Here is a 25101-nt window from a genome sequence, read left to right on the forward strand (position 1 = left end):
TCTGGAGATATTTGGATAAATCGATAAATTTTGCATGATAGAGAGATGTATTATGCAAAAAGCTTGACTTGTCCACGGGAACAGGGTACAATGGGCAGTAACGCTATGAGAGAAGGAGGGCCTGCTTATGCAGCGGCTGAACAATGAAAGCCCCCAAAGCACCACCATCCAGGAACTGTGCGCCGAGTACCGCAGGAACAATGCCATCACCCGGGAGCAGTTTGAGCGCCATGACGTGAAACGCGGCCTGCGCAATGCCGACGGCACCGGCGTAATGGCCGGGCTGACCCATGTGTGTAACGTGCACGGCTACCTGATTGACGACGGGGATAAGGTGCCCGATGAAGGCCGTTTGACCTACCGGGGCATCAATATCGAAGAGATCGCTGCCGGCTGCCGGGCCGAGGGGCGGTTTGGCTTTGAAGAGGTGGTGTGGCTGCTGATTTTCGGCAAGCTGCCCAACCAGCGGCAGTATGACCGTATCTGCGGCCTGCTGTATGACAACCGGGAACTGCCGGAATACTTCCCGGAGGATATGATCCTCAAGGCCCCCTCCCGGGACGTGATGAACAAGCTGGCCCGGTCGGTGCTGGCGCTCTATTCCTATGACGACGACCCGGAGGACCCCAGTTTGGAGAATAATATGCGCCAGGGTATCTCCCTCATTGCCCGTATGCCCGCCATTATGGCCTATTCCTACCAGGTCAAGCGCCGGCATTTTGACAAGGTGAGTATGTTTTTCCACCCCTTTGAGCCCGGCCACTGCACCGCGGAGGCCATTTTGAACGCCCTACGCCCGGACCGGCAGTTTACACGGGCGGAGGCCCAACTGCTGGATCTGTGCATGATGCTCCACGCGGAGCATGGGGGCGGCAACAACTCCACCTTTACCACCCGGGTGCTCACCTCGGCGGGCACGGATATCTACTCGGCCATCAGCGCGGCGGTGGGCTCTTTAAAGGGCGTGCGCCACGGTGGGGCCAACCACCGGGTGCGGCAGATGATGGACGACATCATGGCCCATGTGGCCGATTGGGCCGACGAGGAGGAGGTAGGGCGCTATCTGGAGAAGATCTTGCGGGGGGAGGCTGCTGACGGCAGCGGGCTGATCTACGGCATGGGGCACGCCATCTACACCCTCTCGGACCCACGGGCGGTGATGCTGAAAAGCCAGGCCAAAACGCTGGCTGAGGAGAGGGGCTACGGCAAAAAGCTGGCCCTGTACGAATTGGTAGAAAAGCTTTCGCCCCAGGCTTTTTTGCGGGTAACGGGCAACGAGAAGGTTATCAGCGCCAATGTGGACTTCTACTCTGGGCTGATATATGAAATGCTGGGCATACCGGAGGATTTGTTTACCCCCATGTTCGCGGTGTCCCGCATTGCCGGGTGGTGCGCCCACCGTATTGAGGAACTGACCACCGGCGGGCGGATTATGCGCCCGGCTTACCGGGCCCTGCCGGTGCGCCAGGGCTATGTGCCCCTGGCCCAGCGGTAAAAGGCTGGCCTGCCCGGACGATGGCCGGCATATAAATTGCTATTGGAAAACCGGGGAAAATATGATATAATATTTGCACAAAATATGGAAACGAGGGACGCTGATATGGATTTTTCCAAGGCAATGCGGTTGGGCAGCGCAGGGGTGCTGCTATGTGCGGGGGCTGTTTTAGGTACGGTGCTGCAAGCCGTGCTGCGGCTGGGCTTTTTTGACCTTGATACAGGCTTTTACACGGACGGCGGCGTGGCCGCCTGGCTGGGCTTGCTGCTGCCTCTGGCGGCGGGGGGGCTGGCGGTTTGGCTGTGCGTAAAGCATAAAGGCAGGCTGGGCGGCTGGGCGGCCGGCCGGCGGCCGGTCGCCGGGGCGCTGGCTGCCGCCTCAGGGGGGGTGCTGCTGTGGGCGGGGGCCGTACTGGCGGCAGATTACGCCGGGTACGCCAAAACCGGGCTTTCCCGGTATGAATCGGCGGGACAATGGGTGCATATTGCCTTTTTTGCCATGTGCCTGCTATTCGGCGTGGCCCAGTTGGTGCTGGCGGGGGGGCTGTTTTCCGGGCGGATGCTGCTGGTGCGGTGGCCGCTGCTGTACCTGCCGGCGGCTTTGTGGGGGGCGGCTTATATGGTGCTGACGTATGTGTTTTACGCCAAATCCTCGGCGGTTGTGGAGAATTTGCACACAATGGGCGGCGCGGCAGCGCTGTTTTTAGGGCTATTATACCTATGCCGGCTACTGGCCGGGGTGGACGCCCCAGGGGCCGGGCTCTGGATGGCCATTACCGGGGGCGTGGCCGTGCTGCTGGGGGCGCCCTATCAGGCGGCAGACCTGGTGCTGCGGCTGACGGGCCGGGCCTATGCCGGGGAAATGCCGGTGGAATTGCAGTTGTGCGGCCTGGCAGTGGCCTTGTTTATGCTGGCGGTCATCGTGGGGTACTTGCAGGGTTGCGGCGAGGACGCTGCGGGGTAGCCGGGCGTTTTTCGTTGGGAAACGACCGTTTCTTAACGGGTTTATGCCGGGGTATGGGGGGGATATCCGGTAGGTATTGGGCAGGTATGGACGGGATAGGTGGGGGATAGGAGCACGGTGTTGATTGAGATTATACGATCATGTTTTGCATGACTGGCTGGTGTGCGGCTCTGCCGGGGTGGGGGATGTGGCGGAGGCATTGCGCGGTGGAGAGTTAAGACTATTTTGATCGTATTATAGTTTTATTGCGGGCGTTGGCCGGTGGTATGGGTGTGGAAGGATAGGATCATGTTTTGCATGACTGGCTGGTGTGCGGCTCTGCTGGGGTGGGGGATGTGGCGGAGGCGTTGCGTGGCGGGGTGTTAAAATTATTTTGATCGTATTATAGTTTTATTACGGGCATTGGCCGGTGGTGTGGGGGTGAAAGGATAGGGTCTTGTTTTGCGTGAGTGGCTGGTGCTTTGCCGGGGGGTGATACGGTTAGGGTTTACATGGCCGGATGGAGGCTGGGCCGGCTGCCGGGGGGCCGTTGGGCCAAGGGGGCGGCGGGCGTGGTCACATAAGCTGCGTATGTGGATTTTGGCGTGGATTTTCTCAGATGCAAGGCGAAAATTCGCAGACATACGCGCGTACTTCAAAAATTTCCTGGGAGGGATTGCGGATGGCGTGGTTATACCATGGGTCGCCGGTGGAGGGGATCCGGCGGCTGCGGGCGGGCTCGCGGCTGCACGGCACCGGGGAGCCGGTGTTGTACCTGACGGACAGCCCGGCCTATGCCCTGTTCTACATTTGGGACGTGGGGCGCACGGGCTACCCCTGCAAGCACGTGACGGCCTGGCTGGACGGGGGGATTGCCCAGTACGAGGAGCAGTTTGCGGGCCAGTTGGCGGCCTTTTACCAGGGGGCCGCGGGCTGGCTGTACCGGGTGGAGCGTACCCCGGAGATGCTGCCTGTGCCGGGGCGGGAGGGCCTGTTCAGCGCCCCGGCGGACACCCCTGTGGCAGGGGCGGACTTTATCCCGGACGTGTACGCGGCCCTGGAGGAGCAGGCCCAAGAGGGCCGGGCGCGGATATGGCGCTTTACGGAGCGGACCCCGGAAAAGCAGGCGGAACTGACCGGGATGATCGCCCAGGCCATTGCCCAAAACGGCTTTTACCGGGGCCGGCCGGAGGAGGGGTTCTTCCGCCGGTACTTTGCCGACGCCTGGGAGCGGGCGCAGGAGGCCGGCCATGGGGCATAAGGGCACGGTACGGCTGGAGACCGGGCGTCTGGTCCTGCGGCGGTTCACCCCAGAGGACCTGGAGCCCTTTTACCGCCACTGCCTCAGCGATGAGGCGGTGTGGCGCTGGACCAACTATCCCAAAATGGAGAGCCTGGCCGATGTCCGTGAGAAGGGCGGGCTATTCACCGAAAAATGGTTTGCCGCCTACAGCCGGCTGGACCGGTACAGTTGGGCCCTGGCCCAAAAGCCGGAGGGGCCGGCCATCGGCAGAGTGTTCGGGATGCATCCGGACAGCGGAGCCAGGGACGTGGAGCTGGCCTATGAACTGGGCCGGGCCTTCTGGGGCCGGGGCTATATGACCGAGGCAGTGGGGGTGGTGCTGCGGTTCTTTTTTGAGGATGTGGGCTTTGCCCGGATACACTGCTGGCACGCGGACAGGAACCCCGCCTCGGGCCGGGTGATGGAAAAGTGCGGCCTGCACCCCCTGGGCGTAACACCCTGTGCCGGGGTGTGTAACGGGGGCGTATTCCACCGGGTAGATTACGCCCTCACCAGGGAGGCGTATTTCCGCCAAAGGGGCGCTTTGGCAAACCGGCCGGAATAGGGCCGCCATTTTTTCGCGCGATTTGCTGGTAAGGACTTGTTTTTTTGGAAAAAATGTATTAAAATAAGGGTAGTTCCGCATCCATCAAATTACAGGAGGTCATTCCAATGTCTGTAAAAGTTGCAATCAATGGTTTCGGCCGCATCGGCCGCCTGGCGTTCCGCCAGATGTTCGGCGCGGAGGGCTACGAGGTGGTCGCCATCAACGACCTGACCAGCCCCAAGATGCTGGCCCATCTGCTGAAGTATGACTCCGCCCAGGGCCGCTATGCCCTGTGCGACAAGGTGGAGGCCGGCGAGGACTCCATTACCGTGGACGGCAAGACCATCAAGATTTATGCCGAGAAGGACGCCAAGGACCTGCCCTGGGGCGAAATCGGCGTGGACGTGGTGCTGGAGTGCACCGGGTTCTACTGCTCCAAGGCCAAGAGCCAGGCCCACATTGACGCGGGCGCCAAGAAGGTCGTTATCTCCGCCCCTGCCGGCAGCGACCTGAAAACCATCGTGTTCAGCGTGAACGAGGGCACTTTGACCGCTGAGGACACCATCATCAGCGCGGCAAGCTGCACCACCAACTGCCTGGCCCCCATGGCGGACACCCTGAATAAGTACGCGCCCATCCAGAGTGGCATTATGACCACCGTGCACGCCTTTACCGGCGACCAGATGGTACTGGACGGCCCCCACCGCAAGGGCGACCTGCGCCGTGCCCGCGCCGCCGCCGTGAACATTGTGCCCAACAGCACTGGCGCTGCCAAGGCCATCGGCCTGGTTATCCCCGAACTGAACGGCAAGCTGATCGGCTCTGCCCAGCGGGTGCCCGTACCCACCGGCTCCACCACCATTTTGGTGGCGGTTGTGAAGGGTGAGAACGTGAGCGTGGACGGCATCAACGCCGCCATGAAGGCTGCTGCCTCCGACTCCTTCGGCTACACCGAGGAGCCCCTGGTGTCCAGCGACATCATCGGCATCACCTATGGCTCCCTGTTCGACGCCACCCAGACCATGGTGACCGAGATTGGTAACGGGCTGTACCAGGTACAGGTAGTTTCCTGGTATGACAACGAGAACAGCTACACCAGCCAGATGGTGCGCACCATTAAGTACTTTGCTTCCATCTAAGGGAGAATAAAACGGAAGCCCCCGCGGACAAGCCCAGCGGGGGCTTTTGCTATGGGCGGGGCATACCGCCAGGGATGATTTTTAGGAGGTGAGGCTTTGTGATAGAGATTACTGCCTGGGCGGAGGATTTCGCCCAAAAGCTGGAGGGGGCCTTTGGGCCCAGGCTGCGCTTTGTGGGGTATCAGGGCAGCTACGGCCGGGGGGAGGCCACGGCGGAAAGCGACATCGACATGGTAACGGTGCTGGACACGGTGGGGATGGAGGAGCTCTCCTGCTACCGGGAACTGGTGCGGGGAATGCCCAGCGGGGAACTGGCCTGCGGGTTTATCTGCGGGGCCGGGGAACTGAAAAAGTGGCCCAGGTTTGACGGGGTGAGCCTGCTGGTGGACACCATACCGGTGCGGGGGGATTTGCGGGAACTGCTGCCGCCCCTGACCCGGCGGGACGCCTGGGACGCCTTGCAGGTAGGGGCCTCGGCGCTGTACCACGGGGCCTGCCATGCCTGGCTGTACGGCAGCGACCCCAAAGAGGCCCTGCCAGGGCTGGGGAAGGCGGCGTTCTTCTGCCTGCGCAGTTGGCTGTTGTGCAGACATCAGCCGCTGGTAAACCGGAAAGCCGCCATGCTGCCCCTATTGAGCAGCCGGGAGCAGGGCTTTTTGCGGGCGGCAGACCCCGCATGGGTGGCGGCCCTGGGCCCCCAGGATGTAGAGGGGCTGTACAGGGGGATGATCGGCTGGTGCCAGGAGCAGTTGCAGGCCGTGGAGCCCCAGGGGCTGCAAAAGCTGGCCCTGTAGTGTAGGCCGGTTGGGCCGGTTTGGGCGTGTTGGGGAGCGTTTGAGCGTGTTTGGGATTGTTTGAGAAAATTTTTTTTGGCGGCCCCTTGACTTGGACACGATGTCGCAGTGTATGATAGCGGTAGTGGGCACGGCGCGGGCGACAGGGCCGGCGGCGTGTTTACCGGAAGGAGGACGGCGTGATGGAAGAAATGACCGTGACGGAGATCTCCCAGACCTTTGGGGTGTCCACCCGGATGCTGCGGCACTACGAAAAGCTGGGGCTGCTGGAGAGCCGGCGCCGGGAGGGCTATGCCTACCGGGTGTATGACGGGGAGGCTGTCAGGCGGCTGCGGCAGATCACCCTGCTGCGCAAGCTGCGGCTGCCCTTGCGGAGCATCCAGCAGATTATGGACGACGCCAGTGCGCAGACGGCGATCCGGGTATTCCAGGGGAAGGTGGCGGAACTGGGCGGGGAACTGGAGGCGCTGGAAACCATACGGGGCGTTTTACAGGAACTGCTGACAGCGCTGAAAAGCCGCTACTGGCTGCCCGCGGGGCGCATCTTGCTGGAGGACGGGGAGATACTGGAACTGGTTGGGGCGCTGGGGCCTTCCCATCAAACCATAGAGGAGCGTGCAAACAGGATGGAAGAATTGAACCGCGCGGAACAGAACGAGGCCAAGCTGAAGGATGTGCGCATTGTGCACCTGCCCGCCACGGCCGTGGCAACGGCCCACTATGTGGGGCCCAACCCGGAGGACCATGCCGGGCAGATGATTGCGGACTTTGCCAGGGAACATAAGTTGTGGGAGAAGGGCGGCAGTATGCGCCTGTACGGCTTTAATCACCCCAGCCCGCCGCCGGAGGGGGGCGAGTATGGGTATGAATTCTGGCTGGCCATACCGGAGGACATGGAGGTGCCCGCCCCCCTGGAGAAAAAGCGCTTCCCTGGTGGGACCTACGCGGCCCACTGCATCCAGATGGGGAACTTCCACGAGTGGGACTGGCTGCTCCGGTGGGCTTACGAGAGCAAGGAGTATGAGATCAACGGCTCCGGCACGCCGGAGGATATGTATGGGTGCCTGGAGGAGCACTTGAACTATTATGACCATATCCGGCAGACGGCAGAGGGGGAGCCCGCGTGCACCCAACTGGATCTGCTGATCCCGGTGAAAAAAAGATAGCCTTTGGGCAGGCACTTCCCGGCGGGGAGGGGCCTGCCGCTGTTTGCGCGGGTGTGGGCGGGGCCGGCGGCTAGGGCCTCCGGCGGCTTAAGAAACTTTCTGTAGAAAGTTTCCGACTTCATCGAAGATGAAGTCGAAGGATTTTCAAAGACTTTTGTGGGGGCGGACATCTTTTTTTGCTTGGGCGGGTTCTTCTTAACTGGCGGTTTGGGGTGGGGGGCTTTTTTCTTCTTTTTTCTTTTTTGGGAGGGCCTCTGGTGGTTTAAGGATTTCCAGGAACTTTTGTGGGGCGGGGGGGATTGGTTGACAAAGGGGGAGGGGGAGGATAGAATAGGGTTGTACGATTATGGTATAGAAGGAGGAACCGGCATGAGGCGCAAAGACAGGGAAGTTACGGACAGGGGCGAGGTGATGGGGATCATACGGCGGTGCCAGGTGTGCAGGCTGGGGCTGTGTGACAGGGGGACCCCCTATGTGGTACCCATGAACTTTGGCGTGGAGCAGGAGGACGGACAGGTGGTGGTATACCTGCACAGCGCGAAAACAGGCAGGAAACTGGATATCCTGCGGGAAAACCCGGCGGTCTGCCTGGAGTTTGACGGCGGCCACCGGCTGCTTACCGGGGACGTTGCCTGCGCCCACAGCTTTGCCTATGAGAGCGTGATCGGCTTTGGCAGGGCGGAGATACTGGACAGCTACCAGGAGAAAGCGGCGGGGCTGGCGGCCATCTTGCGGCACTTGGCGGGGAAGGCGTTTACCTTTACCCCGGAACAGGCCGCCCATGTGGCTGTGCTGCGGGTGCGGCTGGATACGGTCAGCGGCAAGCGGCGGGCTGTGGGCTGAAAACGAGGGGCCTCCGGCGGCTTAAGAAACTTTCTGTAGAAAGTTTCCGGTTTCATCGAAGATGAAGTCGAAGGATCTTCAAAGACTTTTGTGGGGGCGGACGCTTTTTCCTGAAGGGGCGGGTTCTCCTTATCCGGCGCTTTGGGGGGGTGGGCATTATTTACTGCAAATTTAGCTTATTCCGTTTTGCCGGGTTTTTGGGGCGGTTTACGGGAAAAAGTTCCGCAAACCATTTGATTTTTTGCGGCGGATGGGGTATAATTTCGGTAAAACACGGGCGTTTGCCCCAAAGGAGTGTGCCTTTATTATGAAAGTAGCTGTTATTGGTTGCGGCACCATTGCCAACGCGGCCCATATCCCCTCTTATATGAATAATGCGGAGGCGGAGATCAAGTATTTCTGCGATATTATCCCTGAGCGGGCGGCTGCGGCGGTGGAAAAGTATGGCTGCGGTACGGCGATTGAGGATTACCATGTGGCGCTGAACGACCCGGAGATTGAGGCGGTGTCTGTGTGCACCCCCAACAATGTGCACGCCCAGATTGCCATTGACGCCCTGCGGGCCGGGAAAAACGTGCTGTGCGAAAAGCCCGCCGCCCGCACCTATGCCGAGGCCCTGGAGATGCAGAAGGCCCAGCATGAAACCGGCAAGGTGCTGAACATTGGCGTGGTGAACCGGTTTAACGACAGCGTCAACCGCATTAAGCAGTATATTGACGCGGGCAAGCTGGGGGACATCCACCATGTGTACGCCAGCTTTAGGGCCCACCGCTCTATACCCGGGCTGGGCGGGGCCTTTACCACCAAGGCCATTGCCGGCGGCGGCGCCCTCATCGACTGGGGTGTGCATTACCTGGATATTGTGATGTACTGCTGCGGCGACCCCAAGGTAAAGACCGTTTCCGGCGAAACCTTCTGCAAGCTGGGCAAGGATATGAAGAACTACACCTATGTGGATATGTGGGCCGAGGCCAGCAGCGATAAGGAGAACGGCGTGTACGACGTGGACGACTCTGTTACCGGCATGATCCGCACCGAGGGGCCGGTCATCACCCTGAACGGCGCCTGGGCCCAGAACATCGGCGAGAGCGAAACCTATATTGACTTTATGGGGGACAAGGGCGGCATCCGCCTGCGCTACGGCAGCGACTTCACCTACTACACCGCGGAGAACGGCGCGCTGGTGGAGTATACCCCCCACTTTAAGATGCGCGACCACTTCCAGAACGAGATCGACGCGTTTGTGGACTGCGTTAAGACCGGGAAGAAACTGGCCTCCCACATCGACACGGTGATCATCACCGCGGAGATGATGCAGGCGATTTACGACTCTGCCGAACAGCACCGGGAGATTACCTTAGGGTAAGCAGGGTATGGCAAAAAATGATAACGCCCATGCCCGCCGGTTCTATGAGAGCCTGGCGCTGCTGGACCGGGACGCGGCCGTAGAGTTTGCGGAAAAGCACCCCCTCTCCAAGTCCGCCACGATGGAAAAGAAGTTTGCCTGGGCCAAGTCCCAGTGCGGGTTCCTGGAGGGGCGCTTTTCCCCGGAGGACATCGGGGACATCCGGGCCCGCTGCCACTGTGAGGCAGGGGCGGCTTTGGCGGCGCGTATGCGGGGGTACCTTGCCCAGGCGGCGGATCTGGCAGCGTTTGCCCGGCTCTTTAACGAAAAGGAGAAGTACGTAAGCCTGGAGGCCACAGAGGGCGGGCTGCTGGTGATTTACCCGGTGTGCTACTGCTCTTGCATAAAGCGGGTGGAGGAGCATATTTCCCGGACTTGGTGCCTGTGCACCCTGGGCCATGTGCGCGGCCTGTTTGGCCAGGTGCTGGGCCGGGAGCCCAGGGTGGAACTTCTGGAAACGATCAAGTCCGGCGGCCAGCGGTGTGTTGTTAAAGTCTATATGTGATATCTTACAAAGGAGGATCATTATGTATCATTACCCCATAGGCGTGTTGCTGGAGTCTTTCCAGATGGACGTACTAAAGGCCCTGGACAAGGCCAAAGAACTGGGCATGGCCGGTGTGCAGATCCGTGTGACGGACGGCGACCTGACCCCGGAGGCCCTGACCCCCGAAAAGCGGCGGGAACTGCTGAAGGAAGTGAAGGACCGGGGGCTGATCGTTTCCGCCCTGTGCGGGGACATTGGGGCCTTTGACAACCCGGAGATCAACCCCGGCCGGATTGAGCGGAGCAAGCGCATTGTGGATCTGGCCAAGGACCTGGAAACGGATATTGTGACCACCCACATCGGCGTGGTGCCGGAGGACAAGGCCCAGCCCCGGTACGCCGTGATGCAGGACGCCTGCGGGGAGCTGGCGGCTTACGCGGACCAGATGCAGGCCCATTTCGCCATTGAAACAGGCCCGGAAACGGCTGTGACTTTGAAGGGCTTTTTGGACGGGCTGCACTCTACCGGGGTGGCGGTGAACCTGGACCCGGCCAACTTTGTGATGGTGACCGGGGACGACCCGGTGCAGGCGGTGTATACGCTGAAGGACTATATCTTCCACACCCATGCCAAGGACGGCCGGCGGCTGCGGTACGTGGCGCCGGAGATCGTATACGGGCTGGCGGAGGAAGAGATGCTGGGCAGCAGCTCCTTTATCGAGCTGCCTTTGGGCGAAGGGGATGTGGACTTCCCCAACTACCTGAAGGCCCTGGACGAGATTGGCTACAAGGGCTTTTTGACCATTGAGCGGGAAGTGGGCGACGACCCGGCCGGGGATATTGCCACGGCGGTGAAGTTCTTGGAGAACCTGATAAAATAAGGCGGCACGCGCCGGGGCATCCGCAAAAGGAAAAAAGCGGACAAGCGCCCGCCCGAAAATCAGACAGGCCGTCCATGCAAAGCACCAGCGCCGGGGCGTATAAAAAGTCTTGGAAGAACCGTAAGAAACTTTCTGAAGAAAGTTTTTTACGCCGCCGGAGGCGGCCATAGCCCCACGCCTACCCAAAACGGGAATACTGTGCCCCCTGGGCTTACGGCCAGGGGAAAGCTTACAGTATTCCCGTTTTTTTGCGCAAAGGCTTGTAAAATGGCGCAAACAGTGTTAAAATTCATATAGCCATGTGTTGGCAAAGTATGGTTTAGGAGGAATGAAAATGGACGAGGAAACTCTCAACCGGTCCCGGCTGGGGAACTTGCTGCGCAAGGGGTTCAGCCGGGCAAGCCTGCAAAAGTTTTTGACCATCAACCTGGGGGTACTGCTGTCGTCGCTGGGGGTGTACTTTTTTAAGTTCCCCAACAACTTTACAACAGGCGGGGTCAGCGGCCTATCCATTATATTGGGGCGGCTGGTGCCGGTGGCGTGGCTGTCGCCGGCCACGATGATGTGGGTCATCAACATGGTGCTGCTGGCGGTAGGCTTTATGTTTTTAAGCAAGGATTTTGGCTTTTGGACGGCCTATTGCAGCGTGGCCTTTTCGGCGGAAACCTGGCTGCTGGAAAAGCTGTGCCCGATGGAAACCCCGTTTACCGACCAGCCCCTTTTGGAGCTGTGCTTTGCCGTTATGCTGCCCGCGGTGGGGTCGGCGCTGCTGTTTAACAGCAATGCCTCTACCGGGGGGACGGACATAGTGGCCATGATACTGAAAAAATACACGGGCCTTGAGGACATCGGCAAGGCGCTGTTTGCCAGCGACGGGCTTATCGCCCTGTCCGCCTGCTGGATATTCGGGATGAAAACCGGGCTTTTCTCCCTGCTGGGCCTGTTTTTAAAAGCCTTTGTGGTGGACTCGGTGATCGAGAACATCAACCTGTGCAAGTTCTTCTCGATTGTCACCTCAAAGCCCCAGGAGATCTGCGACTATATCATCCACGATATGAACCGCAGCTCTACGGTGGTGGACGCGGTGGGGGCCTACTCCCACGTGGGCTGCAAGGTGGTGCTGATAGCCTGCCGCCGGGGCGAGGCGCTGCGGCTGCGGCAAAAATGCAAGCAGGTAGACCCCCAGTGCTTTATGTTTATCACCAATACCAGCGAGATTATCGGCAAGGGGTTCCGCACCGTATAGCGGGGGCTTGCCGGGGCGCCTTTGGGGGAGCCGGTTTACCGGGTATGCTTACAGGGTAGGATTTTATAATTTTTGAAAGGAGCGGATAACGATGGCTAACCCGTATAAGGAGGAATTTTGCCAGATTTTTCAGACCCATGTGACCCGCAGCGGCAGCGAAAAGCTGCTGGAATGGCTGGGCAGCAAGGACTTTTTTACCGCGCCGGCCAGCACCAAGTATCACTGTGCCTGCGAGTATGGGCTGGTGATGCACAGCATCAACGTATATAAGGTGCTGCGGGAGAAATACTTTGAGGAGGGCGACAGCGAGGAGAGCTTTGCCATTTGCGGGCTGCTGCACGACCTTTGCAAGGCCCAGTTTTACAAGGTGAGTACCCGCAACGTGAAAAACGACCAGACCGGCCAGTGGGAAAAAGTGCCCTTTTACACCACCGAGGACGCTTTCCCCTATGGGCACGGGGAAAAGTCTGTCTTTCTTATCGAGCGCTTTATTCGCCTGAAAACCGACGAGGCCGTGGCCATCCGCTGGCATATGGGCGGCTTTGACGAGGCCGTGAAGGGAGGCAGCTTTGCCATCAGCCAGGCCTACGACCGCTACCCCCTGGCCGTGAAACTCCACTTGGCTGACCTGGAAGCTACCTACCTGCGGGAACACGGCACCTCCGGCGGCAACCGCTAGGCGCTTTCTGCCTCCCCGGCACGGTTTTTGTGGGGCGCTGCCCCACGCCCCGTTTAAGAAACTTTTTGAAAAAAGTTTCTTAAAAATCTTCCAAAACTTTTGCGCGCGCGGGGGAGAGGGCAAATGCCGTTTGGCTTTTGGACGCGGAGGTAGGCTTTGGAGGAGTTTTCACTGTTTTACTTTTTTCTTTTTCTTTTTTTTGACAGGCGTATAGCATGGGGTAAGGATGAAAAAAGAAAAAAGTTTTTCGGGGAAGTTCTTATAAGTTGGCTGAAGGCTTTGGGAAGAGGAAAGCAGTGGGGCATCATAAAGTTTAGGGCCGCCCTTTTTAAAGGGCGGTGGGTCCAGGGCAAAGCCCTGGCGGGTCTGGGCGGAGCCCAGCGGGTCTGGGCAGAGCCCAGTGGGCCTGGGCAGAGCCCAGCGGGTTTGGGCGGGGCCCAGTGGAGCGAAAAAGGAAAGTGGGTGGGAGCATGGACGCGTTTGCAGCGTTTGACTTAACGAAAGCATATGGAGAGAACACGGCGCTACGGGGGGTAAACTTGCAGGTACCGGAGGGGGGCTCGATGGCCTGTGTGGGGCCGGAGGGCGCGGGAAAGACCACCCTTGCCCGGCTGATGGCGGGGCTGGGGCGGCCCAGTTCCGGGGGGTGCAGTGTGCTGGGGCTATCGCCGGCGCATGAATCGGCCAGGCTGCACGGGATGATGGGGGCGGTGCTGTACAGCGCAAAGCTGTACGGCAGCATGAGCCTTTGGGACAATATGCGTTTTTTTGCGGGGGCCCATTATGTGCCCAAAGACCAGGGCATAGAGCGGGCATCCTTTTTGCTGCACCGGCTGAACATATGGGACGAGCGGGACAAGCACCCCGGCCAGTTACCCACCGGGGTACTGAAACGGGCCGGGCTGGCCAGGGCGCTGATCCATCGCCCCAAGGTACTGCTGCTTGACGAGCAGGGGGCCGGGATGGACCTGGAAACCGCCGAGATGGTGCGGGGGCTGCTGCGGTATGTGATCCAGGAGGAGGGGGTGAGCCTGCTGTTTTGCACCAAAAACATGAACTACGCCCCCGGCGTGTGCAACAGCTTTGCCCTGCTGGACAGGGGTGCGCTGATGGCGCGGGGCAGCATGGAGGCCCTGCGGGTAGGGGGCGGCGTGCGCCTGCGGGCTGCCCTGCGGCTGGCAGAGGGCCAGCCGGGCCCTACGGGCTTTTACCAGCAAGAGGGCCTTTGGCAGCGGGAGATACAGGCGGAGGAGGAGATGCCCCGGCTGATCGCCCAGGCGGTGGCGGCAGGGGGCAGCCTGTATGAGGCCAGGGTGATACGCCCCAGCCTGGAAGAGATATACGCGGCCTACCTGGCCGGCGGACGGAGAAGGGAGGCATTTCATGGAACAACGGGCGAAACACGGACCGGCCCAGCGGGAGCGGAGCCCCCGGCCGGCAGCCCAGAAGGAGGGGAGAACCAAGCTGTTTTCCTCGGCGGAACTGCTGCTGGTGAAGAAGGACCTGGCGACCATTTGGGCTAAAAACAGCCAGCGGGCGCTGCTGATCGTGCTGCCCATTGCGCTGGTGGTGATTATACCCGCGGTATACTTTGCGGCGATTTCCCTGCTGCCGGTAGAGCCAGGGGCCAGGCTGCCCCAGGCGCTGGCGGCCCTGCTGCCGGACTGGGCCGGGCGGCTGGACTACCGGCAGGGCTGGCTGGTGGCCTTTATCGACCTGTTATGCCCGCTGCTGTTTACCTGTGTGCCGATCTTGACGGCGGCGGCCTCGGCCAGCTATGCCTTTGTAAACGAGCGGGAGAGCGGCACCCTGGAAACGTTGCTGCTGACTTCCATGGACGTGAAGGCGGTGTTCAACGCGAAAGTGACCAACTGTACCATCCTTTCGGTGCTGATCTCCGGAGTGGCCTTTGTGGCGTTTGGGATTACGGCGGTGATTGCCGCGGTGTTTGCGGGGGTGCCCTGGTTCTTCAGCTTTGAGTGGCTGGTTTTGCTGGTGCTGGTGATGCCGGTGTTGTCCCTGTCGTCGGTGGTGTTTGTGGCGCTGATCGTCAACCGGGTGCACAGCACGGGGGAGTCGTTGCAGACCATGGGGTACCTGATCCTGCCGGTGGCGGCGCTGTATCTGGCGCAGTTTACGGGTATTTTGCGGTTGAACTGGCTGGTGCTGCTGGTTACGGCGCTGGTGCTGGGGGTAGCGGATGTGCTGCTGTTCAACCGGGCTGCCCGAAGCTTTACCCCGGAAAAGCTTTTGGCCGAGGATGAGCCGGGGTGAGGGGCGCCGGCAGCCCTAGCCGGGCCCTGGACAAGCCCCCCGGAAACGTCTATGATTAAGAAAAAGGGGGTGTGGCCATGGCAGAGGACTACAGGGCCTGTAGCGACCAGGCCCTGACAGAGAAAATACAGGCCGGCGCCCCGGAGGCTTTTGTGGAGCTGAGCGCCCGGTACCTGCAACTGGTGCGGGCCAAAGCCGGCCGTTTTACCGGGCCGGGTATGCCGGAGTGGGAGGACCTGGCCCAGGAGGGGTTTTTGGGCCTGTACACCGCCGCCCTTACCTTTGACGCCACCGCTGGCGCGTCTTTTGCCACCTACGCGGGGGTGTGCGTGTTCAACCGCATGGCCAGCGCCGCCCGCCGCCACCGCAGCTTGGGCAACCGCCCCCTCAACGAGTCCCTCCCGCTGGACTCTGCCGGGGATCTGCCCCAATCGATCGAGGGCCCGGAGGGCCTTTACGAACTGCGGGAAAGTTACGACCGGATGTGGCGGCGGATCGAGGCCGCCCTGACCCCCCTGGAACTACAGGCCCTGCGGCTGTACCTGCAAGGCTGCGGCCGGGAGGAGATCGAGGGGCAGGCGGGTATCCCCATCCGCCGGTTCCACAACGCGCTGCACCGGGTGCGGCTGAAACTGCGCAGGCTGTAAGCCTGGCTGTAGCCTGCCCTGCCATTTTCATTTGCAAGGAGGCGAACCCTATGCCGGAAGATAAGACCCTTACCTGCCGTTCCTGTGGCCGGGCGTTCCTGTTTACCGCTGCAGAGCAGGCTTTTTACGCCGAAAAGGGCCTGGCCAGCCAGCCCAGGCGCTGCAAAGAGTGCCGCCGCGCCCAGCAGGCCCGCCGGACCAGGCAGACCCTGTACAAAGGCATATGCGCTGCCTGCGGCCGGGAGGCCCAGGTGCCCTTTTGCCCGGAGGAAACCCGGCTGATCTACTGCCGCGACTGCTACAGCCAGATGCAGGCAGAGCGCCGGGCCAACCGGAGCCACCGGGGCCGCAGGCCCTGAACCATAGCAAAAGGCAAGGCCCCCATCCCGCCGGGGGCCTTGCCTTTTATTTTTTTGCCTGCCAGCCCTTTACCCCTGCCCGCCATGATGCCTGTGCCGGTGCCCGTCGCCGTGGCCCTGGGCCCGGCCGGCATGGCAGCTTACATTCTGGTGGTTTTTGGCGCAGGTTTCCAGATTGGCCAGCATTTCGCAGCTTTTGCGCTCGTCGTCGCACAGTACCTCGATAAATACTTCCCGGCCCTGCTGCACATAGCCCTGTACCTGGTCGCTGGCCAGCAGCTTTTCCACGGCCTGGGTGTAGCCCATAAAGCGCAGGTCAACGGTTTCGGCCAGCATCTCGCCCTCCGGGTTGTTCCCCTTGGCCCCTACCACCATGCCAAAGCAGTTGACCTGTAGGTCCAGCTCCGGGTTTACCCGTATGCCGATGGCGGAAACCGGGGTGAAATACAGCCAGCCCTCTACGGCCAGCACCAGAAACAGCGCGGCGGCAGCCAGGGCCCAGCGCACCGGGTGGCGGGCTTTGGGGCGGCCGGCCGCCCGGGCCAGCACATAGGCCTGGGTGCGGGCCTTCAGGGCCTCGCTGGCCTGCACCCGGTCCAGGGCGGCTTTCAGTTGGTTATCCAAAAGCTGTCACCTCCCAGCCGTTCTGCCAGCAGCTTGCGGGCCCTGGTCAGCAGCGTATAGACGGTATTGGGGTTCTTATGTAAAATCCGCCCGATTTCCGGCGCGGTGTAGCCCTCATAATAGTGCAGGTATACCACGTTGCGGTACTTCTCCGGCAAAGAGAGCACCGCCTCCAGCACCTCCCGCTCCTGGGTGCCGGTTGCGGCAGGCAGCTCTGCCAGCGCCTCCAGGGGCACGGTGCGGCTGCGGAATATGGTCTTTATCAGGTCTTTGCAGGCGTTTATGGTCACCCGGATCATCCATGCCCGCTCATGCTCCGGGTTTTGAAACACAACAGAGCTAAGGACATACTTCAAAAATACGGTCTGAAATATGTCCTCCGAGTCAGCCTCGTTTTTAAGGTAGATCAAACAGATCCGCCGCACCAGGTCGGCGTACTGTTCGATGGCCCGGCTGGCCTCCTGCTCGCTGCGCATGGCTTTTAGCAGTGCTGCCCGCCGTGATGGCCTCCGCCATGATGGCCGCCGTTGCCGCCCCAGTTGCCGCCCCAGTTGCCGTTGCCATTACCGTTGCCGTTGCCGTTCCAGGTCCCGCAACTGCCGTGGGCGCCGCAGTGTTGCAGGCCGCAGGTGGGGCAGACGGCGCTGTTCAGGCAGCCGTTGCACGTGCCGTCCACGCAATTCCCGTTGCCGCAGTTGCCGTGGGAGCCGCAGTGCTGCAAGCCGCAGGTGGGGCATACGGCGCTACCCACGCAGGTGGGGCAGTCCGGGTAGGCATAGTTGCCGTCCTGGCAGTTGCCGTGGGCCTCGCAGTGGCGCAGGCCGCAGGTGCCGCAGAACACGCTGCCCCGGCAGTCGGCGCAACTGCTGTCTGCGCAGTGGGAATAGCGGTGGCCGGCCCCACCCTGGTGGATGGTTTGCAGCCCGGTGCAAATGCCCCGGCTGACGCTGTGGTGCCCGTTTTGATGGTAGGCCATGGCCCCGGTGGGCGCCAGTACCAGCAAAAGCATGGCCGCCAAAAGTGCCAATGTCTTTTTCATGATAAATCCCTCCAAATAATGTTGGCCGTTCCCGGTCTTACTTACAATACGAACCCCCACCCCAAAACCATTCATGGGCAAAAAATTTTTTTGAAAACTTTTCCGGCCCTTCCAATCCGGCCCTCCGCCGGGTGGTTGGCCGGACGGGCGCTTAACCCTCGCTAAGCGTTTATCCCTCGCTAAACCAGAGTTCAGCTCTCGCTAAACCAGAGTTCAGCTCTCGCTGAACTCTGACAGTAGCAGCCCCTCGTTGCGCTCCAGGGCCCAGTTGATGCTCCACTGGTTGGAGAACAGCAGCAGGTAGCGCCCCCGCAGGTCCTGCACCTTTTTGGTGTCAGAGGTCAGGTTCAGCTTTTTCAGGCCGCTTTCGTCCATATCCTCGTTGTCTATCCAGCGTATAAACGAATAGGGCAAGTTCTGCATGAAAATCTCCACATTGTACTCGTTCTCCATACGGTACTGGAACACGTCAAATTGCAGGCTGCCCACCACGCCCACGATCACTTCCTCCATGCCGGCCCCGATCTCCTGGAAGATCTGGATAGCCCCTTCCTGGGCGATCTGGTTGGCGCCCTTTACAAACTGTTTGCGTTTCATGGTATCCTTCTGGCGCACCAGGCTGAACAGCTCCGGGGCAAAGGTGGGTATGCCCTCAAAGCGGATCTTCTTCCCCGGCGCGCACAGGGTGTCGCCAATGGAGAACACCCCTGGGTCAAACACCCCGATGATATCCCCCGCGTAGGCTTCCTCAATGATCTCCCGGCTCTGGGCCATCAGTTGCTGGGGCTGGCTCAGTTTCATCCGCCGGCCCCCCTGGACGTGCTCCACCTCCATGCCCTTCTCAAACCGGCCGCTGCAAATGCGGATAAAGGCGATGCGGTCCCGGTGGGCCTTGTTCATGTTGGCCTGTATCTTAAACACAAAGGCGGAAAACGCCGGGTCAAAGGGGTCTACCAGCGCGCCGCCGGCGGTGCGGGGCAGGGGCGGGGTGGTCAGTCGCAAAAACGCCTCCAAAAAGGGCTCTACCCCAAAGTTGGTAAGCGCGGACCCAAAAAATACCGGCGAAAGCTTGCCGTGGCGCACCTTGTCCAGGTCGAATTCATACCCCGCCCCGTCCAAAAGCTCTACATCGTCCTGCAAGGCGCCGTACAGGTAGGGGCCGATGGCGGGCTCCAAAGCCGGGTCGTCCAGGGTAAAGTCCTGCTCCTGCACCTCCCGGCGGCCGGCGCCGCTCTCTTCGGGCTCAAAGCGCAGCACCCGGCCTTTCTCCCGGTCGTACACGCCCTTAAAATCCACCCCGCTGCCAATGGGCCAGTTCATGGGGTAGGTGCCAATGCCCAGTTCCTTCTCGATCTCGTCCAGCAGGTCGTAGGGGCTGCGGGAGTCCCGGTCCATCTTGTTGATGAAGGTGAATATGGGGATGTCCCGCATGACGCACACTTTAAACAGCTTGCGGGTCTGGGCCTCTACGCCCTTGGAGGCGTCGATCACCATCACCGCCGAGTCCGCTGCCATCAGCGTGCGGTAGGTGTCCTCCGAGAAATCCTGGTGCCCAGGGGTGTCCAGTATGTTGATGCAGTAGTCCCCGTACTGGAACTGCATCACCGACGAGGTAACGGAGATACCCCGCTGTTTTTCGATCTCCATCCAGTCCGACACCGCGTGCCGGGAGTTCCGTTTCCCCTTGACCATCCCGGCCAGGGCGATGGCCCCGCCGTACAGCAGGAATTTTTCGGTGAGGGTGGTCTTGCCCGCGTCCGGGTGGGAGATGATGGCAAAGGTCCGGCGGCGGGTAATCGCGGTTTTATGGTCAGGCATAAGCAGCCTCCTTATCGTTTATATAATACAATATAGCGCCTATATAGTGTGTGATGCAAAGTAACTCTACATGGGTACCTTCCTCCCCGGCCGTTTCATGGCCACCCCTTATTATACGCCATCTTTCCAAAACTTTCAACCCATCCGGGCCCATAGGCGCATTTTCCGCGGTGCTTTTCCCTATGCACTGCCGCAAGGCGCCCCAGCCGGCCGCCCTCTGGGGGACGCCGGTAAGGCCATTGCCCCTGCCATGCATTTTGGCCCCATCGCAAACTGTGACAGGATTCCCGCCCCAAACATGGTACCTTGTTCTCAAGCAGGATAACTGGGACAAGCGGGGCAAACAAAGCCCCCCAAAAACGTTTTTACGCAGAAAGGAGCCATCCGTCATGCCAATCAACCAAAACAAGACCTGCCGGGCCCTTGCGCTGGCCCTCTCTTTTGCCCTGATTTTCACCGCCCACCAGGCCCTTGCCGCCACCGGTTCCCCCGGCCCCTCCCTGGAGCCCGTGCGCCTGGAAACCACCATTTTCTTAGGACAGGCGGTGCCTTTGCGCCACCAGGGCCTCCCTTTGGAGGAGGCTTTGCGGCAGGCGCTGGGCAATCCCCCCGGCCTGCTGGAGGCATTCTATGTCAGCCCCACCGGCCTGCTCCCCCTGGAGGAGTTGGGCCGCTACCGCCCCTGCGCCGATGAGGACATCAAGCTCTCTGTGGTGCTTTACGGCAAAGGTGGCCGGGATACCTGGAAAAACCTTACATACCGGGTGAACGTGGCCGGCGGCACCGTGCGGGTGCTGGTGGACGCCGCCGGCCTGGGCCCGGAGAGCCAGGGGCTGTTCCGGCTGGAGGGCCAGGGGCTGGCCCTTTACCGCCAGGCTGTGGTAGAGGCCGACCCCCAGGGCGGCCCGCCTAGGCTGGAGGCGGTCTTTTCCGGCCTGCCCTATGGGGTGTACCGGGTGACGGCTATGTCCGGGGGGCAGGCGCAAACGGCCCGGCTGGGGGTTTGCGAAACGGACGATACCATCAGCACCGCCCGGGCGGAAACGGCTCTGCGCTTTGGCCCCCTGCCCGGCGGTAGCGAAACCGCCGGGGAAAGCTACCGGCTGGGGGTGCAGCCATGAGGGGGAGCAGGGGCATGGCCATTGCCCTTTTGACCCTGCTGGCCGGGCTTTGGGGCTTTTGCTGGCAGTTGGAGCCGCAGGCGGAGGCCCTGGTGGTAGAGGCAGTCTCTCTGCGGGAGGAGGGCACGGGCAGCACAGAGGGCACGGTTTTGACCCAGGGCCAGCCCGCAGCCGGCGGCGTGGCCTTCCGCAACAGCGGGCGGGCCGGGTGCCGCCTGCGGGTAAAGCTGTGCGTCACCGAACTGGACGGCAAGCCCGTGCTGGAGGCCGGCCACGAAACGCCCACAGGCTTTGCCCCCGCGGGCACGGAAACGCCCCGGAGCGCGGAATACTGGACAGCCCGGGGCGAATACCTATATTATAACAACCGGCAGACCGGCGATGTGCTGCTGCCCGGCCGGAAAACCCCCGCCGTGTATACGGCTGTCAGGTTGAATGAGGCCCTGGCCCCGGAAGATCTGGAAAAGCTTTCGTTGCTGGGGTGGGAGCAGCAGGTGTTTGTGCTGGCCCAGCCGGAGCCGGAATAGGCCGGGGACAGGGAGGGCTGTGGGATGGGAGGCTGCTGGCTATGGGTGATTGGCGGGTATGTGGCGGCCGCGGTAGCCGCCTGCTGGCTGTTGGCGGCGGTTATGGCGCACAAAAGGGAAAGGCCCGCCAAACGGCCCCGCCGTAAGCGCAAGCCGTAACCACGGGCCTAAAACAGCGCGCCCCTTTTGCCGCGTGGCGGCAGGGGAGGGCGCGTCCCTAAAACAGCGAAAAATACCCCAGCCGTATGCTGTGGCCGATCACGGCGATTAAAAAGCCCAGGGCCGCGCCGCAGATGGCCTCCCGCACCCGGTGGCCCAGGGATTCGTTGAGCCGGGGGATCAGCTCCCGCAGGGCTTGCCGGTCCTGGGCGTCGCCGGCCGTTTCCAGGTACTCCACAATGTGGTTGATGGCGCGGGCGTGGAGCCCGGCCGCCCAGCGAACCCCGGTGGCGTCGTACATCACAATCAGCGCCAACACAAAGCTTAGGGCGAATACCGGGGAGTTGAACCCATACAGGTAATAGCTGGTGAGCAGCACCGAGCAGGTGACGGCCGAGTGGGAACTGGGCATCCCGCCCGCGCCTGCCAGCCGGTGCCGGTCGAACTGCTTGTGCTTGACCGCGTCTACCAAGGTTTTTATGGCCTGGGCCGCGGCCCAGGAGGCTACGCTGGCGTTGATCAGCGGGTTTGATAGGAGAAAACTCAGATCCATGCGGGACGTCCTTTCCGGGGGCGATTTTTGAATATTGTTTATATTATAAACGGTTTTTGCCCGGCCTGTCAACCGCTTAGGGGAAGATGGCCGGGTTTCTTTTTGGGGGATGCGGGGCCTTTTTGCGGGGCGGCTTGCATTCCCCTTCAAACTGTGGTAAAATCGGATGCAGGAGGGATGCCCTGTGAACCGGAACTATGCCAAAGAATTGCAGGCCCTTATCCGTGGGCTGAAGGGCGAGGCGCCCACGTTGCTGCTGCACGCCTGCTGCGCCCCCTGCTCCAGCGCGGTGCTGGCCTATCTGGCTGATTATTTTGACATTTCCCTGCTGTTTTATAACCCCAACATCGCCCCGCAGGCCGAATATGGCAAGCGCCTGCAGGAACTGGAACGGCTGGTGGGGGAAATGCCCCTGGGGCACCCCCCGCGCCTGGTGCCCTGTCCCTACGACGCCCCGGCCTTTGACCGGGCCGCCGCCGGGCTGGAAGGGGAGCCGGAGGGCGGGGCCCGCTGCCTGGCCTGCTACCGCCTGCGCCTGGAGGAGGCCGCGAAAACCGCCCGGCGCTTGGGGCTGGATTACTTTACCACCACCCTGAGCATCAGCCCCCTGAAAAACGCCCAGGCCCTGAACCGTATGGGCGAGGAACTGGGGGAAAAGTACGGCGTGCGGCATCTGCCCGCTGACTTTAAAAAGCAGGAGGGCTACAAGCGCTCGGTGGAGCTTTCCCGGACGTATGGCCTGTACCGGCAGGATTACTGCGGGTGCCGGTACTCCAAAGCCCAGAGGGAGCGGGAAAAGGCGGAGAAAAACCGGCGGGAGGGGGGCGCAGCCCATGGTGACGCATAAGGGCGTACGCTACCTGGCCGCCGACGCCCACGCCCATATCTACCCGGAGAAGATCGCCGAAAAGGCCACGGCCTCGGTGGGGGAATTTTATGGGCTGGAGATGGCCCAAACCGGCCTGCCCGCCGTGCTGGCAAAGGCCGGGGCCGCGGCAGGGCTGGACCGCTTTCTGGTGTGCTCTGTGGCCACAAAAGCGGAGCAGGTGCCGGCCATCAACCGCTTTATAGCGGACACCTGCCGGGAGGATCCCCGGTTTGTGGGCCTGGCCGCCTGGCACCCGGATGTGGCGGACCTGGAGGGCGGGCTGGACAGCCTACAGGCCCAGGGGCTACGGGGGATCAAGCTGCACCCGGACTTTCAGGGGTTCTGCCTGGACAGCCCTACCATGCTGCCCTTTTACCGGGCGGCGGCCCGGCGGGGGCTGCCTTTGCTGCTGCACATCGGGGACCCCCGTGGGGACGCCTCCTCGCCCCTACGCCTGGCGCGGGTGCTGGACAAGGTGCCGGGGCTGACCTGCATAGCTGCCCATCTGGGGGGCTATACCCAGTGGCAGGCCGCCCGGAATTGCCTGCGGGGGGCGGGGGTGTATACGGATACCTCCAGCTCCCTGCCCTTCCTCAGCCGGGAAGAGGCCCTGGAAAGCATAGCCTGCTTTGGGGCGGAGCGGGTGATGTTTGGGACGGACTTCCCCATGTGGCAGGCCAAGCAGGAACTGGCGCGGTTTTTTGCCCTGGGGCTGCCGGAGGAGGAAAACCGGGCGATACTGTACGGCAACTTTGCCCGGCTGTTTGGGGTGGACGGGCATGGATGAGGCGGCGTTCCTGGCGGCCTGTAGCCGGGCCATGGAGGCGGCCGGGCCCCGGCAGGGCATCGGGCGGCTGGGGGAGAAGTCCCTGCACGCGGCGCTGAAGTTCTACCTGGAGCCGGACGAGGGCCGGCACGAGGTACAGGTGGGCCGGTATGTGGCGGATATTGTGAACGAAAGGGGCATCACCGAGATACAGACCGGGAACTTTGGCCGGCTGCGGGAGAAACTGGCCTTCTTTTTAGAGCATTACCAGGTAACTTTGGTGTACCCGGTGGCAGCGGTAAAGTGGCTGGTCAGCGTAGGTGGGGACGGGGCCCAGAGCCGCCCGCGGAAAAGCCCCAAGCCCGGCGGCCCCTGGGAACTGTTGACGGAACTGTACAGCCTGCGGGAGCAGTTGGGACGGCCGGGGCTGGGATTCTGCGTGCCGCTTTTAGAGGTGGAGGAGTACCGGCTAAAAGGGGGCGGGCGGCGGGGCTATACCCGTTGGGAGCGTATGCCTGTGCGGCTGCTGGGGGAGGTTTGGGTGCGTGACCCCGGCGAGGCGGCCGCCCTGCTGCCCCCTGGCCTGCCGGAGGTGTTTACGGCCAAAGACTTCCGGGAGAAGGGGCGGCTTTCCTCCATGGACGGCTCCCTGGCGCTGGCCGCGGCAAAAGCGCTGGGGGCTGTGGAGCGGGCCGGCTCACGGGGACGGGCCTATCTGTACAGGCGGGCCCGGCAAGCGTAGGACGGGGGCTGTGGGCTTTTGGCCCCATTATTTACTGAAAGGATGGATGGGAAATGATCGATATGCAGAAACTGGCCTTTTTCGCGGAGGGGAACCTGTTTACCGGCAGTGTCAGCGAGCCTGCCGGCAGGGTGATGCGGTACCGGGTGGAGCCCGACCGCGAAAATGAACAACTGACGGCCTGGCGCTGGCAGACGGACCGGTGCTTTGAGCGGGCCGGCGAAACCGCCCGGGCGGAATTCCGGCTGACACAGCAGGGACTGGACGAACTGATTGCCTGGCTGGAGGCCGCCTGGCAGGAGGAGGCGCGGTAGAGCCTGTACGGAAGGGGGCGGCGTATTTTTCGGGGATAAGGGGCGGATATCACAAAAAAAGGCTTGCCAATCCGGCCCGGATGTGGTATGATAATCTGGAAGGCCCGGCGTGCCGCTCCTGGCCCACGTGGACCATTAGCTCAGTTGGTTAGAGCAACCGGCTCATAACCGGTCGGTCCGGGGTTCGAGTCCCTGATGGTCCACCATGTTTACACATCTTAAAAGATGCCACACCGAAAAAACCCCGGAATTCCGGGGTTTTTTGGCGTTCAAGAGGCCAAAAAAGGACCGTCACGGCGTGACGTGTTTTGGGAGATGCCACCCCCAATTTTGGGATCTGAACCTGCGTGGTTGACAGAAAGCGAGTAAGGGCAGAAGAAAAAAC

The 25101-nt window shown here is 61.6% G+C and carries 29 protein-coding genes and 1 tRNA gene; 25 read left to right on the plus strand and 5 right to left on the minus strand.

Annotation, left to right across the window (positions count from 1 at the left end; all coding sequences use genetic code 11):
- Positions 1–127: 127 nt before the first annotated feature.
- The 17 genes from U8U01_RS00835 to U8U01_RS00915 all read left to right on the plus strand — a co-directional run bounded on the left by U8U01_RS00835 (position 128) and on the right by U8U01_RS00915 (position 16185).
- Complete coding sequence (locus U8U01_RS00835; RefSeq protein WP_322168955.1) at positions 128–1495, plus strand: citrate synthase; 1368 nt, start codon at positions 128–130, stop codon at positions 1493–1495.
- An 84-nt stretch (positions 1496–1579) separates the two neighbouring features.
- Positions 1580–2458 carry a hypothetical protein gene (locus U8U01_RS00840; protein ID WP_322168957.1) on the plus strand — a complete coding sequence of 293 codons (879 nt, stop codon included), beginning with the start codon at positions 1580–1582 and terminating at the stop codon, positions 2456–2458.
- Between the two features lie 661 nt (positions 2459–3119).
- Positions 3120–3698, plus strand: a complete 579-nt coding sequence (locus tag U8U01_RS00845) for a hypothetical protein (protein ID WP_322168960.1) — start codon at positions 3120–3122, stop codon at positions 3696–3698.
- Positions 3688–4284 (plus strand): GNAT family N-acetyltransferase, encoded by a 597-nt coding sequence (locus U8U01_RS00850; RefSeq protein WP_322168962.1) that lies wholly within the window; start codon positions 3688–3690, stop codon positions 4282–4284. Before U8U01_RS00845 ends, U8U01_RS00850 begins: the two co-directional genes overlap by 11 nt.
- 107 nt (positions 4285–4391) lie before the next feature.
- Positions 4392–5405, plus strand: coding sequence for a type I glyceraldehyde-3-phosphate dehydrogenase (gene gap / locus U8U01_RS00855; RefSeq protein WP_322168965.1), 1014 nt, complete (start codon positions 4392–4394; stop codon positions 5403–5405).
- A gap of 98 nt (positions 5406–5503) precedes the next feature.
- A complete protein-coding gene (locus U8U01_RS00860) occupies positions 5504–6199 on the plus strand; it encodes a nucleotidyltransferase domain-containing protein (protein ID WP_322168968.1) in 696 nt (231 codons plus the stop codon).
- Between the two features lie 182 nt (positions 6200–6381).
- On the plus strand, positions 6382–7365 hold the full coding sequence (locus U8U01_RS00865; RefSeq protein ID WP_322168971.1) for a MerR family transcriptional regulator: 984 nt from the start codon (positions 6382–6384) through the stop codon (positions 7363–7365).
- A 369-nt stretch (positions 7366–7734) separates the two neighbouring features.
- On the plus strand, positions 7735–8208 hold the full coding sequence (locus U8U01_RS00870) for a pyridoxamine 5'-phosphate oxidase family protein (RefSeq protein WP_322168974.1): 474 nt from the start codon (positions 7735–7737) through the stop codon (positions 8206–8208).
- 307 nt (positions 8209–8515) lie between these two features.
- Positions 8516–9574, plus strand: a complete 1059-nt coding sequence (locus tag U8U01_RS00875) for a Gfo/Idh/MocA family protein (protein ID WP_322168977.1) — start codon at positions 8516–8518, stop codon at positions 9572–9574.
- A gap of 7 nt (positions 9575–9581) precedes the next feature.
- Positions 9582–10118, plus strand: coding sequence for a DUF6144 family protein (locus U8U01_RS00880; RefSeq protein WP_322168980.1), 537 nt, complete (start codon positions 9582–9584; stop codon positions 10116–10118).
- A 22-nt stretch (positions 10119–10140) separates the two neighbouring features.
- A complete protein-coding gene (locus U8U01_RS00885) occupies positions 10141–10980 on the plus strand; it encodes a sugar phosphate isomerase/epimerase family protein (protein WP_322168983.1) in 840 nt (279 codons plus the stop codon).
- A gap of 334 nt (positions 10981–11314) precedes the next feature.
- Complete coding sequence (locus tag U8U01_RS00890; protein WP_322168985.1) at positions 11315–12226, plus strand: YitT family protein; 912 nt, start codon at positions 11315–11317, stop codon at positions 12224–12226.
- A gap of 91 nt (positions 12227–12317) precedes the next feature.
- On the plus strand, positions 12318–12905 hold the full coding sequence (locus U8U01_RS00895; protein WP_322168988.1) for an HD domain-containing protein: 588 nt from the start codon (positions 12318–12320) through the stop codon (positions 12903–12905).
- Positions 12906–13375: 470 nt separating this feature from the next.
- Complete coding sequence (locus U8U01_RS00900) at positions 13376–14428, plus strand: ABC transporter ATP-binding protein (protein WP_322168991.1); 1053 nt, start codon at positions 13376–13378, stop codon at positions 14426–14428.
- The gene (locus U8U01_RS00905) at positions 14397–15179 is read left to right on the plus strand and encodes a hypothetical protein (protein ID WP_322168994.1); all 783 of its coding nucleotides are present in this window, start codon (positions 14397–14399) and stop codon (positions 15177–15179) included. Before U8U01_RS00900 ends, U8U01_RS00905 begins: the two co-directional genes overlap by 32 nt.
- Before the next feature lie 77 nt (positions 15180–15256).
- Positions 15257–15826 carry a sigma-70 family RNA polymerase sigma factor gene (locus tag U8U01_RS00910; protein WP_322168997.1) on the plus strand — a complete coding sequence of 190 codons (570 nt, stop codon included), beginning with the start codon at positions 15257–15259 and terminating at the stop codon, positions 15824–15826.
- Positions 15827–15876: 50 nt separating this feature from the next.
- On the plus strand, positions 15877–16185 hold the full coding sequence (locus U8U01_RS00915; RefSeq protein WP_322168999.1) for a zinc-ribbon domain containing protein: 309 nt from the start codon (positions 15877–15879) through the stop codon (positions 16183–16185).
- A gap of 69 nt (positions 16186–16254) precedes the next feature.
- Here U8U01_RS00915 and U8U01_RS00920 read toward each other — a convergent pair whose 3' ends face one another.
- From U8U01_RS00920 to U8U01_RS00935, 4 genes are all read right to left on the minus strand, one after another.
- Complete coding sequence (locus tag U8U01_RS00920) at positions 16255–16809, minus strand: anti-sigma-I factor RsgI family protein (protein ID WP_322169002.1); 555 nt, start codon at positions 16807–16809, stop codon at positions 16255–16257.
- On the minus strand, positions 16794–17285 hold the full coding sequence (locus tag U8U01_RS00925; protein ID WP_322169005.1) for an RNA polymerase sigma factor: 492 nt from the start codon (positions 17283–17285) through the stop codon (positions 16794–16796). The genes U8U01_RS00920 and U8U01_RS00925 overlap by 16 nt, the downstream gene beginning before the upstream one ends.
- A 5-nt stretch (positions 17286–17290) precedes the next feature.
- Positions 17291–17848 carry a hypothetical protein gene (locus U8U01_RS00930; RefSeq protein ID WP_322169008.1) on the minus strand — a complete coding sequence of 186 codons (558 nt, stop codon included), beginning with the start codon at positions 17846–17848 and terminating at the stop codon, positions 17291–17293.
- Positions 17849–18061: 213 nt separating this feature from the next.
- A complete protein-coding gene (locus tag U8U01_RS00935; protein ID WP_322169011.1) occupies positions 18062–19666 on the minus strand; it encodes a peptide chain release factor 3 in 1605 nt (534 codons plus the stop codon).
- A gap of 389 nt (positions 19667–20055) precedes the next feature.
- Here U8U01_RS00935 and U8U01_RS00940 point away from each other — a divergent pair, with 389 nt between their 5' ends.
- The 3 genes from U8U01_RS00940 to U8U01_RS00950 are packed head-to-tail and all read left to right on the plus strand — an operon-like array spanning position 20056 to position 21473.
- Positions 20056–20787 carry a hypothetical protein gene (locus U8U01_RS00940; RefSeq protein WP_322169014.1) on the plus strand — a complete coding sequence of 244 codons (732 nt, stop codon included), beginning with the start codon at positions 20056–20058 and terminating at the stop codon, positions 20785–20787.
- Entirely contained in the window at positions 20784–21314 is a 531-nt protein-coding gene (locus tag U8U01_RS00945; protein ID WP_322169017.1) for a hypothetical protein, read from the plus strand. Before U8U01_RS00940 ends, U8U01_RS00945 begins: the two co-directional genes overlap by 4 nt.
- A 24-nt stretch (positions 21315–21338) precedes the next feature.
- Positions 21339–21473: a hypothetical protein gene (locus U8U01_RS00950; RefSeq protein ID WP_322169020.1), complete on the plus strand. Its 135-nt coding sequence runs from the start codon at positions 21339–21341 to the stop codon at positions 21471–21473.
- Between the two features lie 58 nt (positions 21474–21531).
- Here the strand turns inward: U8U01_RS00950 and U8U01_RS00955 are convergent, their stop codons facing one another.
- A complete protein-coding gene (locus tag U8U01_RS00955; protein ID WP_322169023.1) occupies positions 21532–22026 on the minus strand; it encodes a divergent PAP2 family protein in 495 nt (164 codons plus the stop codon).
- 184 nt (positions 22027–22210) lie between these two features.
- On the opposite strand from U8U01_RS00955, the gene U8U01_RS00960 reads away from it, so the two are divergent.
- From U8U01_RS00960 to U8U01_RS00980, 5 genes are all read left to right on the plus strand, one after another.
- Positions 22211–22873, plus strand: a complete 663-nt coding sequence (locus U8U01_RS00960; RefSeq protein WP_322169026.1) for an epoxyqueuosine reductase QueH — start codon at positions 22211–22213, stop codon at positions 22871–22873.
- Entirely contained in the window at positions 22860–23681 is an 822-nt protein-coding gene (locus tag U8U01_RS00965; protein WP_322169029.1) for an amidohydrolase family protein, read from the plus strand. The genes U8U01_RS00960 and U8U01_RS00965 overlap by 14 nt, the downstream gene beginning before the upstream one ends.
- Positions 23674–24402, plus strand: a complete 729-nt coding sequence (locus tag U8U01_RS00970; protein WP_322169032.1) for a DUF8091 domain-containing protein — start codon at positions 23674–23676, stop codon at positions 24400–24402. The genes U8U01_RS00965 and U8U01_RS00970 overlap by 8 nt, the downstream gene beginning before the upstream one ends.
- 53 nt (positions 24403–24455) lie before the next feature.
- Positions 24456–24716, plus strand: coding sequence for a hypothetical protein (locus tag U8U01_RS00975; protein WP_322169035.1), 261 nt, complete (start codon positions 24456–24458; stop codon positions 24714–24716).
- 129 nt (positions 24717–24845) lie between these two features.
- Positions 24846–24922: transfer RNA gene (locus U8U01_RS00980), tRNA-Ile, on the plus strand.
- The last annotated feature ends 179 nt before the right edge of the window (positions 24923–25101 follow it).

This window comes from Acutalibacter caecimuris (assembly GCF_034335085.1).
GTDB classification, from domain to species: Bacteria; Bacillota; Clostridia; order Oscillospirales; family Acutalibacteraceae; genus Acutalibacter; species Acutalibacter caecimuris.